Here is a 16499-nt window from a genome sequence, read left to right on the forward strand (position 1 = left end):
TGTTCTCAGGCTTGGGCCGGTCGGAAACAGCGGCGTTTTTTTGGCTTGCTGGCGTCCGATAAAACCTCGGCAATTCTGCGCGCACGGCCGCGCACTCCCTACGGAGCCGGGGCACGATACCAGTTTGCAGTTATGCGTAAAAGTGATGTTTGAGCATATGTAAAGAACCAAATCGCCTAATGATAAACGTTGATGCAAAGACCCTGTTTGTGATGCGGGCAATCGTCGTCTTTACTCTGCTCGAGTCTTTATGCAATCACCGATAAAACCGACAAGAGGCGATGCAATGAGCAACCCAACCAAAGCACGGAAAAGCGATAGCACCGTTGATGCATGGGCAATTTTGTTCCTGATCATTCTGGTCGTGGGGACGGCGGTATTCTGGGTCAGTCATCAATAAGCGACACCGTCCGGGCCCGGTTCCGACGATTGTCTGACAAAAACCGGAAAAATCGCCGTTTTACGGACGTTCGCTGGCTATAATGCGCGGCGAATTTCCGGGGGCTCGGACGACCAATGCTGAAGTTTCTGTGTGGCGTATTACTGACGCTGGGCATGGTCTTGGGACCTTGTGCCCAGGCGGCGTCAGTGCTGTTCCTGAATCCGGGAACCCCCACCGAGGCTTTTTGGGTGAGTTATTCGCAGTTCATGCACGCCGCGGCGACTGACCTGGGGATGGACTTGCGCATCCAGTATTCCGACCGTGTCTCCGAAAACACTCTCCGCCAGGCTCGCGAAGCCCTTCAGGGCCACCATCGTCCCGACTACCTGGTGTTCGTCAACGAGCAATACATCGCCCCCGAAATCCTGCGGCTGGCCAAGGGCAGTGGGGTAAAGCTGTTCATGGTCAACAATGCCCTGACCCCGGATCAGATGAAGCTGGTCGAAGCCCGGCCTGACAAGTATCCCGATTTGCTCGGCAGCCTGGTGCCCAACGACGAGGAGGGTGGCTACCTGATGCTCAAGGAGTTGATCCGACAGCACGGCCCGGTAGCCCCCGGCCAGACCATTGAGTTGCTGGCTTTTTCCGGATTGAAGATCACCCCGTCCGCGCAATTTCGCGAGAAGGGCATGCGGCGTGCCTTGGCCGAGCACCCCGAAGTGCGTTTGCGGCAATTGGTGTACGGCGGCTGGACCCGGCAACGTGCCTGCGAGCAGGCCCGGTTGCTGTTCAAGCGCTACCCGCAGACGTCGCTGGTCTGGGCTGCAAATGACGAAATGGTGTTCGGCGTGATGCAGGCGTATGTCGAAGCGGGAGGTGTGCCGGGCAAGGGCGTGCTGTTCGGCGCGATAAACAATTCACCCGCTGCGTTGCAAGCGCTGCTGGACCATCGCCTGAGTGTCTTGCTGGGCGGGCACTTCACCCTCGGTGGCTGGGCGCTGGTGCAATTGCATGACTACGATGAAGGTGTGGACATCAGCCAGTACGGCGGCCGTGACCGGCAGATTCCGTTGTTGCAGCTGATCGATCGGACGCAGGCCAGGCGGTTGCTGGCGATGGACACCGCGCAGGACTTTGGCGTGGATTTCCACAAACTCTCGGCCAAGGGACGTCCCGCGTCCTGGCGTTACCCGTTCACCCTGCAAACCCTGATGCACTGAGTCTGATCAAACCCCGGCCAGAAGCAGCACCAGCTTGACGATGCCAAACAGCGTCAATGCAAACACCGCCGTGAACATTATCCCCAGAATCACGAAATGACTCGGCTTGCCGTGAGTGAAATCTCGGGCCCGGTTCTTCCCGCTCTGCACCCCGAATGCCGCCGCCATGACGCTGTGCAGCATTTGCCAGAAGGTCGGCGGCTTGTTGTCGGCTGGATCGGCCATAAGTCCCTCGCCTGTCAGTAGGTCCTCAGAGCATAGACAATCCAGCGGCCGGTGGTGGGCTCGGCCGGTCCGCGGATCGACGTATTTTGAAATCAGTCTTGAGCGGTGCGATAACTATCTACCGCAGATGCGGTTCGCTGAAATGGTGTCCTGTCGTTCCATTTTTCAGGAGCGACACTATGTCTACCCATCCTCCATCCGTGCCCCGTCAACATTTGGTTCCGGGCCGAAACAGCATTCATCGCGAACTGCTTGAACAACAGACGCCTGATTGGTTGATCGATGCCACGCCGCAGCGGCGAGCTGCCATAAAAGCGAGCGGTTCGCTCCCGCCGCAGTGGTACCAGCGAGCATCCCGCGAGCAAAAGCAGGCACTGAAAGACCTTTTCAACGACAGTTTTGTGTCCCAGGCCCGGCTCGACAAGACGATGTCGTCGCTGCCGGACGCCGAAAGCTTTGCCGAGCCGATACTGCGCAAGGCCTTGAAGGAGCAATTTGGTGTTGAGGTCGACGTCAACAAAACCCTGGTGTGCCTCAGGCGGGCGCTGGAAGTCAGCGCCCTTGAAATAGAGATCGCCTCGTTCGAGGTGATGAAACTTTCGTTGTTGCAAGCGGCATTGCACAACTTCGAAGCGTCCGAGTGTGAGGAGGGCGCTTTTCATCGCGGGTCCGGGTTTGTGATCGAGACATCGACGCCAGGCACGTTCGAGGTCGCTACCTTCAGCATGTCGGTCAGGCAGTTCCTCTCACTCTGTCGCAAGCTGGATATCGGCGCGCAGTATCAAACCCGACTGAAGGCGTTTTTCCAGCCAGCGGATGCGCAGAAGGAAACGGCATTGCGCGAGCAGTTCGTTGCCAGCCAGAAAGCGGCATTGAAGGCAGCAGCCGAACTGGCGCTGCTGAAAAAGGACATCGAGCCCGACGATTACGAAATGATTCTTTCGGTGGTTAACGGCGAAGTTCATCCCCGTCTTGGCAACAGGCCTGTCTGGTTTCGCGACCTGAGTTTGATGAAACGCAGGATGACAGGCTGCGTCGTGTTCGGCATCTGTGAACAATATCGCTATAGCAGCGATTTCATCGTTTACATTCCCCATGATCCGGAACATCCGCTCAAACGCTATACCCCTGAGCGGATGAGGGCGGAATTCAAGCGGCAATTCACAGCCCTTGGCGCATCGCCGTCGAGTGATGGCCCGACGGAGCACCAGCGGTATTTCAGCCAATTCGTCGCTTACGCCGACCGGCCTTACTATTTCAGTCAATTCACCCGTAAAGCCGCGGATGCTCCCGCCGATCCATTGCACTCCATTTGGGTGAAAGTCGCGCAGTACATTCCCGTGCTTTCTCCCGTCGCCCGCATCAAGGAGTTGCCACCTGAGCATTCGGTCAAACGTGAGCGGGTCGAAGATCCCTACCTCGATCCTGTTGACGTCACTCGCAAAGGCGCGGCCGGAATCTGGTCCGCCAACACCGATCTGTGGACTTATCTCTACGAGCAAAACCGCGCCAAGGTGATCGCCGATGCACGCAGTCATGCTGTGCCCACGGCTGACGTCGATGCAACGGTGCGGGCGAAAAAGCTCAATCACCTGCTGGAAATCGGCATGCTGGGCTTGAACATGGTGTCGATGTTCGTACCGGTGCTGGGCGAGATCATGCTGACGGTGATGGCCGGGCAATTGCTGTACGAGTCGTTCGAGGGCGCGATCGAGTGGAGTGAGGGGGATCGCACCGCGGCCAAGGCGCACCTGATCGATGTGGCGGAAAACCTGGCGCTGATCGCGGCGATGGCCGGGGCCGGCAAGGCGCTGGGCAAGCTAGTGCCACTCGCACCGGAGCCCGTGATCGAAGGGCTGGACGCCATCAAGCGTGCCGATGGCACGACTCGGCTGTGGAAACCCGACCTGAAGGCCTATGAGCGCAACGTTGAGCTGGGCGATGACACTGTCCCCAATTCCTTGGGACAGTTTCGCGCGAACCGCAGGACTTACATCCGCCAGGCGGGCAAGGTGTATGAGATCACCTTTGATTCATCAGTGAAAAAATGGCGCATCAAGCATCCGTCCGATACCGGGGCCTGGCGGCCGATTCTCGAACACAACGGCCACGGTGCCTGGCGCCATACGCTGGAGCGTCCTCTGGAGTGGGACCGTTTGACCCTGTTGCGGCGCATGGGCCATGCGACCGAGGCCCTGACGGACGAACAACTGCTCACCCTCGCCGATGCCAGCGGTGCCACTGACAATGCCTTGCGCAAGATGCACCTCGATCACCTGCCTCCGCCTCCGGGGCTGGTTGAGTTGTTGTCGGCGTTCGAGGCTGCCCCCGGTAGCTCCGAGGCGGGCAAGGGGCCGGTGGCGACGTTGCGGCGAGCTTGCCCGGGGCTGAGTGAATCCGCAGCCAACAGGGTGTTGCAGGATGCCAATGCCGAGGAGCTGGCGCGGTGGCAAACGACGCGGCGGATCCCCTTGAACATGCTTGAAGAGGGCCGCTGGTACGCACGCCAAGGGCGCGTCAACCAGGCCTTTGCCGGGTTGCATCTGGAGCGTATGGCGTCGGCGGACAGCCGATGGCTCGCCCTGCATTCCCTGGAAAAACTGCCGGGCTGGTCCGACAGCGTGCGCCTGGAAGTGCGCGACGGTCACGTCGAGGGGCCGCTGATCGATGGCATTGGCAGTCAGACTGCCGTCACGCGCAAATATGTGGTCAAGAAGGGACCGGCTTACCAGGCGTTTGATGAGCGCGGCGAGGAGCTCAACGGCATTCCTCGAAATGAAGACAATTTTTACTCGTCGATCATGCACGCCTTGCCCGACTCAGCGCGACAGGCGCTGGGTGTTCCCCATGTGGCTCAGGGCAGCCAGTTGCGCAAGGCAATCATCGACCATGCCGTTGCCCATCGTAGCGAGCTGGCACAAAGCCTGGAGACACGCACTGGCAAGCACGCGAACTTCAAGCCTCCGGTCCGGATCAACGAACGGTTGGTGGGGTACTACGCCAGCGGGCGCGGGCATGGGATCAATCCTTCGCTGGCGAGTCGGGTTCGGGATGTCTATCCGGCGCTGACCGAACAGCAGGCCAACGGATTTGTCCTGGCGCAGCTGCGTGCGGGGAAAACCGACGGGCAGATTTACGGTTTGTTGCAGACCCGCCTGCGCGAGTGGGAGACGCTTGAGGCTACGCTCGATCATTGGGTGGGCGAGCCATCGCCGAACGCTGCCCTGGAACTCATGTTGGGTGGCAAGGCCTCGGTCGCGCAGAGCCTCAAGCAAAGCTGGCGCAACTCGCCGTTGGCTGCAGAGCAGGCGCGCTTCACATTGCTTGAGCTGACCTGTGACCAAGCGCTTCCTTCGTTGCCTGCCGATTTCTCCCATGTGCGTGATCTGTACGTCCGGGGCCGCTGCATCACCGATGCCAATGCCGATGCACTGCTGGGCAATTTCCCCAAGTTGAGAAAACTGCGGATCAACGCCACGGGCAATCAGTTCAGCAATGTGCCCGAAATCATCGGTACGATGCCGGAGCTCACCGATCTGAGCCTGTACTCATCCGCTCCCTACGCCGCCGACATGCCGACGAGGCTGGGCGCGTTGACCAGGCTTGAGTACCTCAATGTCTATTGTTCGGCGTTTACGCCGATTGCGCTGGATGTCAGCCAGTTGCGCAATCTGCGCCTGCTGGAAGTGCTGGCACCTTCATTGTTCGAATGGCCCGCCGGGGTGCTCGAACTGCCGCGACTTGAGCGATTGAATCTCAAGGGCACCGGGATCAGGACATTGCCGGACGGCATTTTCAACGGACATGAAACACTCTGGTCCGGACTGTCGCTGGACTGGTCGAATTTCCTTCGTGAAAACTTCAGGCCGGCGTATGAGTACGCCAAAAGCCTACCCCCGCACCTTGTCGATCTCGAGGAAATGGTCAGGGACTACAGCAAGGGTGAGTTGAGACGCCTTGGCGAAGGCCTCAACGAGAATCACGAGACCTTGTTCAATCGGTTTGTCGAGCAGTGGCCGGACGCCGAGGCGAGGTACGGAGCGATCGAAGCCTTGAGTGAGCAAAACACTGTACTCAACCGCAACCTCAATGATTGGGGTGAAATGCCGATAGCGGTCAATGAAATGACAGGCCGGATATTAGCGACAAGCTCCCTGAGAGCCTGCTGGCGCAAAGGCGTATTCAAGCGCTACGGCGCTAGAGCCGATGCCTCGGTGCTCGACTTGCCTAATCTGGGGCTGAGTAGTTTTCCCGAGTTGCCGGCCGGTGCTTTCCCGGAAGTGCAAACGCTGTATTTGCGAAGCAATCAAGCGCCCGCAGCACAGATTCGCGGTTTCATCAGCGGTTTTTCCGAACTTCAAACACTCGAATTGCGTGGTTGCGGCCTGACCGAAATCCCCATCGGACCCAAAGATCTCGGAAAATTGACTCAACTGGATCTCTCCAGTAACGCGATTGTTGTCGATTCCGGGGTTCAGCAAGGTCTCGATGGGTTGAAGATGCTCGAATATCTGGACCTTGGCAGCAACCCCCTGAACACCCTGGACGTCAGCGCAATGACTCACCTCAAGGCCTTGAACCTGCGCGCGACAGAGCTGGGGGAGTGGCCGGCAGGTGCCCAGGACTTGCCGGATCTGACCTGGCTGGATTTACGCGACAGCAAAATTTCCGAGCTGCCGGGGGCGGTGCTGGAAAATGAGGTGTTGCTCAAAACCAATCTCGGCGGTTCGCCCTTGACCCCTCAGGCTGACGCAATGCTCCGGACCGCCTGGCAGCGAATAGAAGCGGCCAGAGTACTTCCAGAGGGCACCCTGCAGCGGTTCGCCCTGGAGCCGATACCGCTCGGTTTTCCGCCGTCCGAGAGTGGGTTTTCCATTGCGCAGCATTTGCTGACGCTGCCTGAGGTACCGGCGGGAGAAGGGGCCGAGGTTTTCACAAGGCGTCTGCAACGTTTAAAGCCGGCACTGGCGGATGATGAGGCCTTGCATGCGCTGGAACAGATGCGCGAGCGCGGGGTGACCGAGGTGCAAATCAGCGAGCGCCTTGCCGGTTGGGAACAGACCTTCGAAGCGCTTACGCGTCAGTTGAACGGCTGGATCTTCACACGGGGAGTACGCGACACAGGCTGGATAATATCTTCAAGCATTCGCCGGTTGGGCGCCTTGCGCATCCTCGAATGCTGGCGCCAGGGCCTGGCCGGCGTGGAGGGGGTTGCCAATGCCGTTTTGGATCTGAGCGGCCTGCAACTGGGCGATTTCCCTACGTTGCCGGGAACATTCGGCCACGTTGGCAGGCTGGACCTGACCGGAGTAAAACTGACCCGAACAGGCTCCGACGGGTTCCTCGCCGCCTTTACCCGGCTCAAGACCCTGGAACTCAATGGCAATGGGCTGGAGGCAGTACCCGAGCCTGTCCAGCACATGGATAGGCTCGAGCGCCTGGAGCTGTCTTCGAACCGGCTGGACGATGCCGAACACCTGTACGACTCGTTAAGCAATCTGGAACGTCTGAACCAGCTTGACCTGAGCTACAACGAACTGGAGTCCTTCGACCTCGACGTTTTCGAAGCGCTGGTGACACTCGATCTGCGCAATAACAATCTGACGCAATGGCCTGGCGGTGTGCTGGATGCCGCCCACCTCCGGGTCCTGAACCTGAGTGGTAACGGCATCACTTCGGTTCCGGCGCAGGCGCTGGATGGCAATCACAACGTCCTGATGATCGGCATCGACCTGAGTGATAACAACCTGGTGCTTGAGAGTCTCGAGCGCTTGAGGGACTACCGTGACTCGGGAGCACGGGACACCGTGCTGGGCCTGTCGCGCGATGAACTCGACGAGTTACTCGATGATGCTCAAGACCAAGGCGACAGTGACAGCATTGAGTCGGATGAAGAACTCCCTGACGTTGAGCCTGATTCCGCGCAACAGGCCCCTTGGCTGGCCAATGCGCCCCCGGAGGAACTGGCCGGTAAAAGCGAAATCTGGAATCAACTGGCGGCCGAGCCGGACAGTGCTGCGTTCTTTCATTTGCTCGAGCGACTGCAAGACACCCGGGAGTTTCGGGTGGCCAATGCCGATTTGACACGACGGGTCTGGACAGTGATGGAAGCCGCGGCCAGCAACAGCGAACTGCGGGAGGTTCTGTTCGCCAGTTCGAGTACTCATGGCACCTGTGTCGACGGGCGAATCCTCACGTTCAGCGGGCTGGAAAGCAAAGTGTTCACCCACAATGCCTTGCTCGACATTGCGCCTGGAGGCCTGAGTGTGAAGGGTCAGGCACTGCTGAAGCTGTCCAGGCAACTGTTTCGACTGGACAAGATCGATGATCTGGCGACCAAGGCCGCGGTTCGATCCGGTGGGGATGAGGCCGAGGTGCGCCTGGGTTATCGAATCGGCCTGACGGAGGGCTGGGATGACGGCCTGATCCTGCCGGGTCAGCCGAAACACATGACGTATGCGTCGGGCGTCACGCGGCAACAACTGGCGGACGCGCGCGCGGAGGTCGTCAATGCGGAGCAGTCCGACGGGTTTTACGAAGACTTGATCCAGCGCGACTATTGGGTGAGCTATCTGAAGGAGAAATACCCTGAAGAGTTCACGGCACTTGATGAAGCGGAGAATCAGGCGGGGGAGGAGGATGACGTCGATGACGCTGCCCTTTTGACTCAGATGTTCGAACAGACGGCGGCGCGCAACGCGAAGATGATCGAGTTGTCCCGCAAGGAGGTTGCGGGTAAAGAACCGCAACCAGGGACATCGGCCGGGAACAGCTGAATCAGCCGCTGGACAACCACTGTGGGAGCAAGCTCGCTCCCACAGTGGGTCACTCAGTTGTCGTAACCCAGGTTCGGCGCCAGCCAGCGTTCGGTCACGCTCAACTCCTGGCCTTTACGCGAGGTGTAGCTCTGCACCTGGTCCTTGTCGATCTTGCCCACGGCAAAGTATTGCGCCTGCGGGTGAGCGAAGTACCAGCCGCTGACCGCTGCCGCCGGGAACATCGCGTAGTGTTCGGTGAGGAACACGCCGCTGCGACCTGCGCGCATTTCCTGGGCCTCTGGGTCGAGCAAGGCGAACAGCTGGGCTTTCTCGGTGTGGTCCGGGCAGGCCGGGTACCCTGGTGCCGGACGGATGCCGCTGTACTGCTCCTTGATCAGCGCTTCGTTATCCAGCACTTCATCCTTGGCATAACCCCAATAGTCTTTACGCACCTGCTGGTGCAGCCACTCGGCGCAGGCCTCGGCCAGGCGGTCGGCCAGGGCCTTGACCATGATCGAGTTATAATCGTCGCCGGCGTCCTGATAGGCCTTGGCCACTTCTTCGGCGCCGATCCCCGCAGTGGTGATGAAACCACCCACGTAGTCAGTCACTTCACTGTCCTTGGGCGCGACGAAGTCGGCCAGGGAGAAGTTCGGCTTGCCGTCGGTCTTGATGATCTGCTGGCGCAAGTGATGCAGCTTGGCCATCGGCTTGCCGTCATCGCCATAGAGCTCGATGTCGTCGTCATGCACCTGGTTGGCCGGCCAGAAACCGAACACCGCGCGGGCGCTGATCAGCTTCTCGTCGATCAGTTTGGTCAGCATTTCCCGGGCATCCTTGTACAGCGAGGTGGCGGCTTCACCGACCACTTCGTCCTGGAGGATGCGCGGGAACTTGCCGGCCAGGTCCCAGGAAATGAAGAACGGCGTCCAGTCGATGTATTCGGCCAGGACGTTGAGGTCGATGTTGTCCAGCACCCGGGTACCGGTGAAGGTCGGTTTGACTGGCGTGTAGCTCGCCCAGTCGAATTGCGGCTTCTTGGCGATGGCCGCACCATAGCTCAGACGCTCGGTGCGGGCGCTGCGGTTGGCGGTGCGCTCGCGAACCTCGATGTAGTCCTGGCGGGTCTTCTCGACGAAACCGGCCTTGAGCTCCTTGGACAGCAACTGCGTCGCCACGCCCACGGCGCGGGAAGCGTCAGTGACGTAGATCACCGCATCGTTGCTGTACTTGGGCTCGATTTTCACCGCCGTGTGCGCCTTGGAGGTGGTGGCGCCACCGATCATCAACGGCAGGTGGAAGTCCTGGCGCTGCATTTCGCGGGCGACGTGGACCATCTCGTCCAGCGACGGGGTGATCAGGCCGGACAGGCCGATGATGTCGCACTTCTGTTCCTTGGCCACTTGCAGGATTTTCTCCGCCGGCACCATCACGCCGAGGTCGACGATGTCATAGCCGTTGCAGCCCAGCACCACGCCAACGATGTTCTTGCCGATGTCGTGCACGTCGCCTTTCACCGTGGCCATGAGGATCTTGCCCTTGGCTTCAGGCTTGTCGCCTTTTTCCAGTTCGATGAACGGGATCAGGTGGGCCACGGCCTGCTTCATCACGCGGGCGGATTTCACCACTTGCGGCAGGAACATTTTGCCGGCGCCGAACAGGTCGCCGACGATGTTCATGCCGGCCATCAGCGGGCCTTCGATCACTTCGATCGGGCGGGCGAAGGACTGGCGCGATTCTTCGGTGTCTTCGACGATGTGAGTGGTGATGCCCTTGACCAGGGCGTGCTCCAGGCGCTTGTTGACGTCCCAGTTGCGCCACTCTTCGGTCTCGGCTTCCTTGACGCTGCCGTCGCCCTTGTACTTGTCGGCGATGGCGAGGAGGGCGTCGGTGCCTTCCGGGGTGCGGTTGAGGATCACGTCTTCCACGGCATCACGCAGTTCCGCCGGGATCTGGTCGTAGATCTCCAGTTGCCCGGCGTTGACGATACCCATGGTCAGCCCGGAGCGGATCGCGTACAGCAGGAACACCGAGTGGATCGCCTCGCGCACCGGGTTGTTGCCACGGAACGAGAACGACACGTTGGACACGCCGCCCGAGGTCAGCGCATACGGCAGTTCGTCACGGATGTAGGCACACGCATTGATGAAATCGACGGCGTAGTTGTTGTGTTCTTCGATACCGGTGGCGACGGCAAAGATGTTCGGGTCGAAGATGATGTCTTCCGGCGGGAAGTCCACTTCGTTGACCAGAATGTCGTAGGAACGTTTGCAGATTTCCTTCTTGCGCGCTTCGGTGTCGGCCTGGCCGGCTTCGTCGAAGGCCATCACCACCACGGCGGCGCCGTAGCGCTTGCACAGCTTGGCGTGATGGATGAACTGCTCGACGCCTTCTTTCATGCTGATCGAGTTGACGATGCCCTTGCCCTGGATGCACTTGAGACCGGCTTCGATCACTTCCCACTTGGAGGAGTCGATCATGATCGGTACGCGGGAGATGTCCGGTTCGCCGGCAATCAGATTGAGGAAGGTCACCATGGCCTTCTTCGAATCGAGCATCCCTTCGTCCATGTTGATGTCGATCACCTGGGCGCCGGCTTCGACCTGCTGCAGGGCGACTTCCAGGGCTTCGGTGTAGTTGTCTTCGCGGATCAGGCGGGCGAACTTGGCGGAACCGGTGATGTTGGTGCGCTCGCCGACGTTGACGAACAGCGAGTTGCGATCGATGGTGAACGGTTCAAGGCCCGAGAGGCGGCAGGCCTTCGGGATGTCCGGAATCTGGCGCGGGGCATAACCGGCCACGGCCTTGGCGATGGCTTCGATGTGCCCCGGCGTAGTGCCGCAGCAGCCGCCGACGATGTTCAAGAAGCCGCTCTGGGCGAACTCTTCGATGACCTTGGCGGTTTCCGACGGCAGTTCGTCGTACTCACCGAATTCGTTCGGCAGGCCGGCGTTCGGGTGCGCGGAAACGTGGGTGTTGGCCTTGTTCGACAGCTCTTCGAGGTACGGGCGCAATTCTCGGGCGCCGAGGGCGCAGTTCAGGCCGACGGAAATCGGCTTGGCGTGGGCCACGGAGTTCCAGAACGCTTCGGTGGTCTGGCCCGACAGGGTACGGCCCGAGGCGTCGGTGATGGTGCCGGAGATCATGATCGGCAATTCAATGCCCAACTCCTCGAACACGCCTTGTACGGCGAAGATCGCCGCCTTGGCGTTGAGGGTGTCGAAAATGGTTTCGATCAGGATCAGGTCGGCGCCGCCTTCGATCAGGCCCTTGGTGGACTCGGTGTAGTTTTCCACCAGTTCATCGAAGGTCACGTTGCGGTAGCCGGGGTTGTTCACGTCCGGGGACAACGAGCAGGTGCGACTTGTAGGACCGAGCACGCCGGCAACGAAGCGCGGCTTGTCCGGGGTTTCCAGGGTCTTGGCGTCGGCGACCTTGCGCGCCAGGCGCGCGCCTTCTACGTTTAATTCATACGCCAGGCCTTGCATGCCGTAGTCGGCGAGGGAGATCTGGGTGGCGTTGAAGGTGTTGGTTTCGAGAATGTCGGCGCCGGCGTCCAGGTAGGCTTTTTCAATGCCGCCAATCACATCCGGGCGAGTCAGTACCAACAGGTCGTTGTTGCCTTTGACGTCGCTTGGCCAGTCAGCGAAGCGTTTGCCACGGTAATCCTGCTCTTCGAGCTTGTAGCTCTGGATCATCGTGCCCATACCGCCATCGAGAATCAGGATGCGCTCTTTGAGGGCGTGCTTGAGAGCTTGAAGGCGAACGCTGCGATCGGACATTTGGACTACTCGGTAAGGCCATGACGAAGGGCCGGGATGATAGCAAACCTGTGCGCTTTTGGAGCATGACTCGAATTTGCATGAATATCGTTCATGTTGGTAAGGATGACAGACCGGTAGAATCGCGGCGTTTTTTCAGGATTCAGGACCAGGGACATGTCGTATCGCTTCGTCATCGGCACATTGTTGTTGTGTTTAAGCTGGGGCGCTCTGGCGCAAGGCCCGGTGATTCCCACTGCCATTTCACCTGCTATTTCCTATAGCCGTGACATTCAACCGATCTTCACTGAAAAGTGCGTGGCCTGCCACGCCTGCTACGACGCCGCCTGTCAGCTCAACCTGGGCAGCGGTGAGGGCGCGGCACGTGGCGCAACCAAAGTCCCGGTCTACGACGGTGACCGTCGTCAGGCGGTTGCACCGACCCGACTGTTCTATGACGCTTCCGGCAAACAGGCCTGGCAGCAAAAGGGCTTTTATTCGGTACTCGATACCCAGGGCAGCCAGGCTGCACTGATGGCGCGGATGCTGGAGCTTGGCCACAAGACTCCGTTGCAACCCAACGCGAAGTTGCCGGAAGACATCGTCCTGGGCCTGAATCGGGAAAACATGTGTGCCATGCCCGGGGAGTTCGACGGCTACGCCGCCAGGCATCCAAAAGAGGGCATGCCGCTGGCAGTGACCGGCCTGACCGACCAGCAGTACCAGACGCTGCAGCGCTGGCTGGCGGCAGGCGCGCCGATCGATCAGCTGGCGCTGGCGCCCAGCGCCAGGGAAGCCTTGCAGGTGGTGCAATGGGAAAACCTGCTCAATGCGCCGGGCGCCCGGGAAAGCCTGGTGGGGCGCTGGCTGTTCGAGCACTGGTTCCTCGCCCATCTCTACTTCAAGGACGGTGAGCCTGGGCATTTCTTCCAGTGGGTGCGTTCGCGCACCCCGACCGGCCAGCCGATTGACCTGATCAACACCCGTCGCCCGAACGATGATCCGGGCACGCAGTTCTACTATCGCTTGTGGCCGGTGCAGGGCGTGATCGTGCACAAGACCCACATCACCTATGCGCTGAGTCCGGCGAAACTGGCGCGGGTCAAGAGCCTGTTCTACAGCGGCAACTGGCAGGTCGACGCATTGCCGGGCTATGGACCGCAGAGCCGGGCCAACCCGTTTGCCACCTTCGAAGCGATTCCGGCCCAGGCGCGCTATCAGTTCATGCTCGATAACGCCGAGTACTTCGTGCGCACCTTTATCCGTGGGCCAGTGTGTCGCGGTCAGATCGCCACGGACGTGATCCGCGATAATTTCTGGGCGCTGTTCCAGGCGCCCGAGCACGACCTGTATGTCACCGATCCGAATTATCGCGGGCAAGCCACGCCGTTGCTGGCCATGCCGGGGCAGAACGATGATGTCGGCAGCGTCCTCAGCCTGTGGCACGACTACCGTGACAAGCGAAATGAATACGAAGCCTTGCGCCGGGACAGCTACGCCGATGAGCCCGCGCCAAGCTGGTCGACCCTCTGGGCCGGCAACGACAATGCGTTGCTGAGTATCTTCCGCCATTTCGACAGTGCTTCAGTGACCAAGGGTCTGATCGGCGAGGTGCCGCAAACCGTATGGCTGTTCGACTATCCGCTGCTGGAGCGCACCTACTATCAATTGGCGGTGAACTTCGATGTGTTCGGCAACCTGTCCCACCAAGCCCAGACGCGCTTGTATTTCGACCTGATCCGCAACGGCGCCGAGCAGAATTTCCTGCGCCTGATGCCCGCCGATTCCCGGGATGACTACCTGGACGACTGGTATCAAAACAGTGGCAAATTCAAGATGTGGCTCGACTACGAGACCATCGATGACGACAAGCCGACCGCGCTGAAGCTGAACCCGGCTGATCCCAAGCGTGACTTTGCCAATCAGCTGCTGGCCCGATACGGCGACCTTAACGCCAGGCCTGACCCGATCAATCGCTGCGACGGCGCCTATTGTTCACGGCCGAACATCGACCCGGACCTGCAAAGTGCCGAGCAGGCGCTCAGTCGCCTGACTTCGCGTCCGGCTGCGGGGCTGAAGGTCATCGACCTGTTGCCGGAAGCCACTATGCTACGTATCGAAACCAGCAGCGGCAAGCGTGAGGTCTACAGCCTGCTGCGTAACCGTGCCCATAGCAACGTGGCGTTTTTGCTCGGTGAATCACTGCGTTACCAACCGGGGCTCGACACCCTGACGATTTTCCCGGGTGTGCTCAGCAGCTACCCGAACTTCATGTTCAACATCCCGGCCGGGCAAGTGCCGGCGTTTGTGGATGCGATGGAAAGCGCCAAGGACACCGACAGCTTCGAGAAAATCGTCGAACGTTGGGGAGTACGTCGCAGTCATCCGCAATTCTGGTTCTATTTCCATGATCTGAGCCGCTACATCCAGGAAAACGATCCGGTGGAAGAGGGCGTGCTGGACATGAACCGCTACGAGAACCTTTGAACCACTGGGCCCTCCTGTAGGAGCTGCCGCAGGCTGCGATCTTTTGATCAAAAAAACAAATCAAGAGATCGCAGCCTGCGGCAGCTCCTACAGGGAGAGATCATCGGGATCTTTTCCCGACAAAAATACTAGGACTTTGTCCGGCGCGTTGATTGGCGTAAACTGCGCCCAAGCCTGCGAGGAGTTTCCATGACCGCTATTACCATCACTGACGCCGCCCACGATTACCTGGCTGATCTGCTCTCCAAGCAGAACACCCCGGGCATCGGCATTCGCGTCTTCATCACCCAGCCTGGCACCCAGTACGCCGAAACCTGCATTGCCTACTGCAAGCCGGGCGAAGAAAAACCCGAAGACACCGCGCTGGGGCTCAAAAGCTTCACCGCGTACATCGACCACTTCAGCGAAGCTTTCCTGGACGATGCCGTTGTCGACTACGCCACCGACCGCATGGGCGGCCAGCTGACCATCAAGGCGCCAAACGCCAAGGTACCGATGGTCAACGCCGACAGCCCGGTCAACGAGCGCATCAACTACTACCTGCAAACCGAGATCAACCCCGGGCTCGCCAGCCACGGCGGTCAGGTCAGCCTGATCGACGTGGTCGAAGACGGCATCGCCGTCCTGCAGTTCGGCGGTGGTTGCCAGGGCTGCGGCCAGGCCGATGTGACGCTGAAGGAAGGCATCGAGCGCACTTTGCTCGAGCGCATCCCTGAGCTCAAGGGTGTTCGCGACGTGACCGACCACACGCAGAAAGAAAACGCCTACTACTAAGTAAGGTGTTCGCTGCGGCATAAAAGACCGCAGCCTTCGGCAGCTCCTACAGGTGTACGCATTCTGTTGTAGGAGCTGCCGAAGGCTGCGATCTTTTGATTTTAAGGGCGGTAGAGATGCGCATGCCCCGCGCGATACAGCGACGACTCGCTGAAGTGGTCACTGCCCAGCACCCGTCCCACCAGAATCAACGCCGTACGGCGAAAGCCCTTGGCTTCAACTTTCCCGGCAATATCCTCAAGCGTGCCCACCACCCAATCCTGATCCGGCCAGCTCGCGCGGTGAACCACTGCAATCGGGCAATCGGCGCCGTAATGGGGCAGCAGTTCCTCAACGATCTTCGCCAGGTGATTGACCCCCAAGTGAATCGCCATGGTCGCGCCGTGCTGCGCCAGGCTGGAGAATTCCTCTCCGGGAGGCATGGCGGTTTTGTCGGCGTAACGCGTCAGGATCACGCTTTGCGAAATGTCCGGCAGCGTCAGTTCCGCGCCCAAGAGCGCAGCGCAAGCGGCTGTGGCCGTCACGCCAGGGACGATTTCGAACGCAATGCCCAGCTCACGCAGATAGCGAATCTGCTCGCCAATGGCGCCATACAGGCTCGGATCGCCGGAGTGCACCCGGGCCACATCCTGGCCCTTGGCGTGGGCGCTCTTGATCAGGTCGATGATCTGTTCCAGGTGCAGTTCGGCGCTGTTGACCACCTGTTCGGCACAGTGACCTTCCAGCACGGCGGCAGGCACCAGGGAGCCGGCATAAATGATCACCGGACAGCTGCGAATCAGCCGCTGGCCCTTGACGGTAATCAGTTCGGGGTCGCCGGGACCTGCGCCAATGAAGTAGACGGTCATCGTCGGTTCCTGTGGGGAAAAAAAGGGGCTGAACAGGGCTTCAG

At 59.9% G+C, this 16499-nt stretch carries 7 protein-coding genes; 4 read left to right on the top strand and 3 right to left on the bottom strand.

From position 1 onward, the window contains the following. The first annotated feature begins 516 nt into the window (after positions 1-516). Positions 517-1602 carry an ABC transporter substrate-binding protein gene (locus tag ASD95_RS14275; protein ID WP_056724399.1) on the top strand — a complete coding sequence of 362 codons (1086 nt, stop codon included), beginning with the start codon at positions 517-519 and terminating at the stop codon, positions 1600-1602. Positions 1603-1608: 6 nt separating this feature from the next. Here ASD95_RS14275 and ASD95_RS14280 read toward each other — a convergent pair whose 3' ends face one another. Next, entirely contained in the window at positions 1609-1827 is a 219-nt protein-coding gene (locus ASD95_RS14280) for a DUF2970 domain-containing protein (protein ID WP_056724401.1), read from the bottom strand. Between the two features lie 179 nt (positions 1828-2006). Here ASD95_RS14280 and ASD95_RS14285 point away from each other — a divergent pair, with 179 nt between their 5' ends. Continuing rightward, a complete protein-coding gene (locus tag ASD95_RS14285) occupies positions 2007-8603 on the top strand; it encodes an NEL-type E3 ubiquitin ligase domain-containing protein (RefSeq protein WP_056724403.1) in 6597 nt (2198 codons plus the stop codon). Between the two features lie 53 nt (positions 8604-8656). Here ASD95_RS14285 and metH read toward each other — a convergent pair whose 3' ends face one another. Beyond that, a complete protein-coding gene (gene metH / locus ASD95_RS14290; protein WP_056724404.1) occupies positions 8657-12367 on the bottom strand; it encodes a methionine synthase in 3711 nt (1236 codons plus the stop codon). Positions 12368-12523: 156 nt separating this feature from the next. Here metH and ASD95_RS14295 point away from each other — a divergent pair, with 156 nt between their 5' ends. Both ASD95_RS14295 and nfuA read left to right on the top strand, forming a co-directional pair. Further along, positions 12524-14833, top strand: coding sequence for a fatty acid cis/trans isomerase (locus ASD95_RS14295; RefSeq protein ID WP_056724406.1), 2310 nt, complete (start codon positions 12524-12526; stop codon positions 14831-14833). 189 nt (positions 14834-15022) lie between these two features. Next, positions 15023-15607 (top strand): Fe-S biogenesis protein NfuA, encoded by a 585-nt coding sequence (gene nfuA / locus ASD95_RS14300; protein ID WP_007912592.1) that lies wholly within the window; start codon positions 15023-15025, stop codon positions 15605-15607. A gap of 101 nt (positions 15608-15708) precedes the next feature. Here nfuA and cobM read toward each other — a convergent pair whose 3' ends face one another. Continuing rightward, positions 15709-16455: a precorrin-4 C(11)-methyltransferase gene (cobM, locus tag ASD95_RS14305; protein ID WP_056724408.1), complete on the bottom strand. Its 747-nt coding sequence runs from the start codon at positions 16453-16455 to the stop codon at positions 15709-15711. Positions 16456-16499: the final 44 nt, after the last annotated feature.

Source organism: Pseudomonas sp. Root71, from assembly GCF_001429045.1.
Classification (GTDB): domain Bacteria; phylum Pseudomonadota; class Gammaproteobacteria; order Pseudomonadales; family Pseudomonadaceae; genus Aquipseudomonas; species Aquipseudomonas monachiensis.

Bases quoted from the DNA above. Each gene is read 5' to 3' on its own strand.
- ASD95_RS14275 (WP_056724399.1), top strand. From the start codon at position 517: ATGCTGAAGTTTCTGTGTGGCGTATTACTGACGCTGGGCATGGTCTTG.
- ASD95_RS14280 (WP_056724401.1), bottom strand. From the start codon at position 1,827: ATGGCCGATCCAGCCGACAACAAGCCGCCGACCTTCTGGCAAATGCTG.
- ASD95_RS14285 (WP_056724403.1), top strand. From the start codon at position 2,007: ATGTCTACCCATCCTCCATCCGTGCCCCGTCAACATTTGGTTCCGGGC.
- metH (WP_056724404.1), bottom strand. From the start codon at position 12,367: ATGTCCGATCGCAGCGTTCGCCTTCAAGCTCTCAAGCACGCCCTCAAA.
- ASD95_RS14295 (WP_056724406.1), top strand. From the start codon at position 12,524: ATGTCGTATCGCTTCGTCATCGGCACATTGTTGTTGTGTTTAAGCTGG.
- nfuA (WP_007912592.1), top strand. From the start codon at position 15,023: ATGACCGCTATTACCATCACTGACGCCGCCCACGATTACCTGGCTGAT.
- cobM (WP_056724408.1), bottom strand. From the start codon at position 16,455: ATGACCGTCTACTTCATTGGCGCAGGTCCCGGCGACCCCGAACTGATT.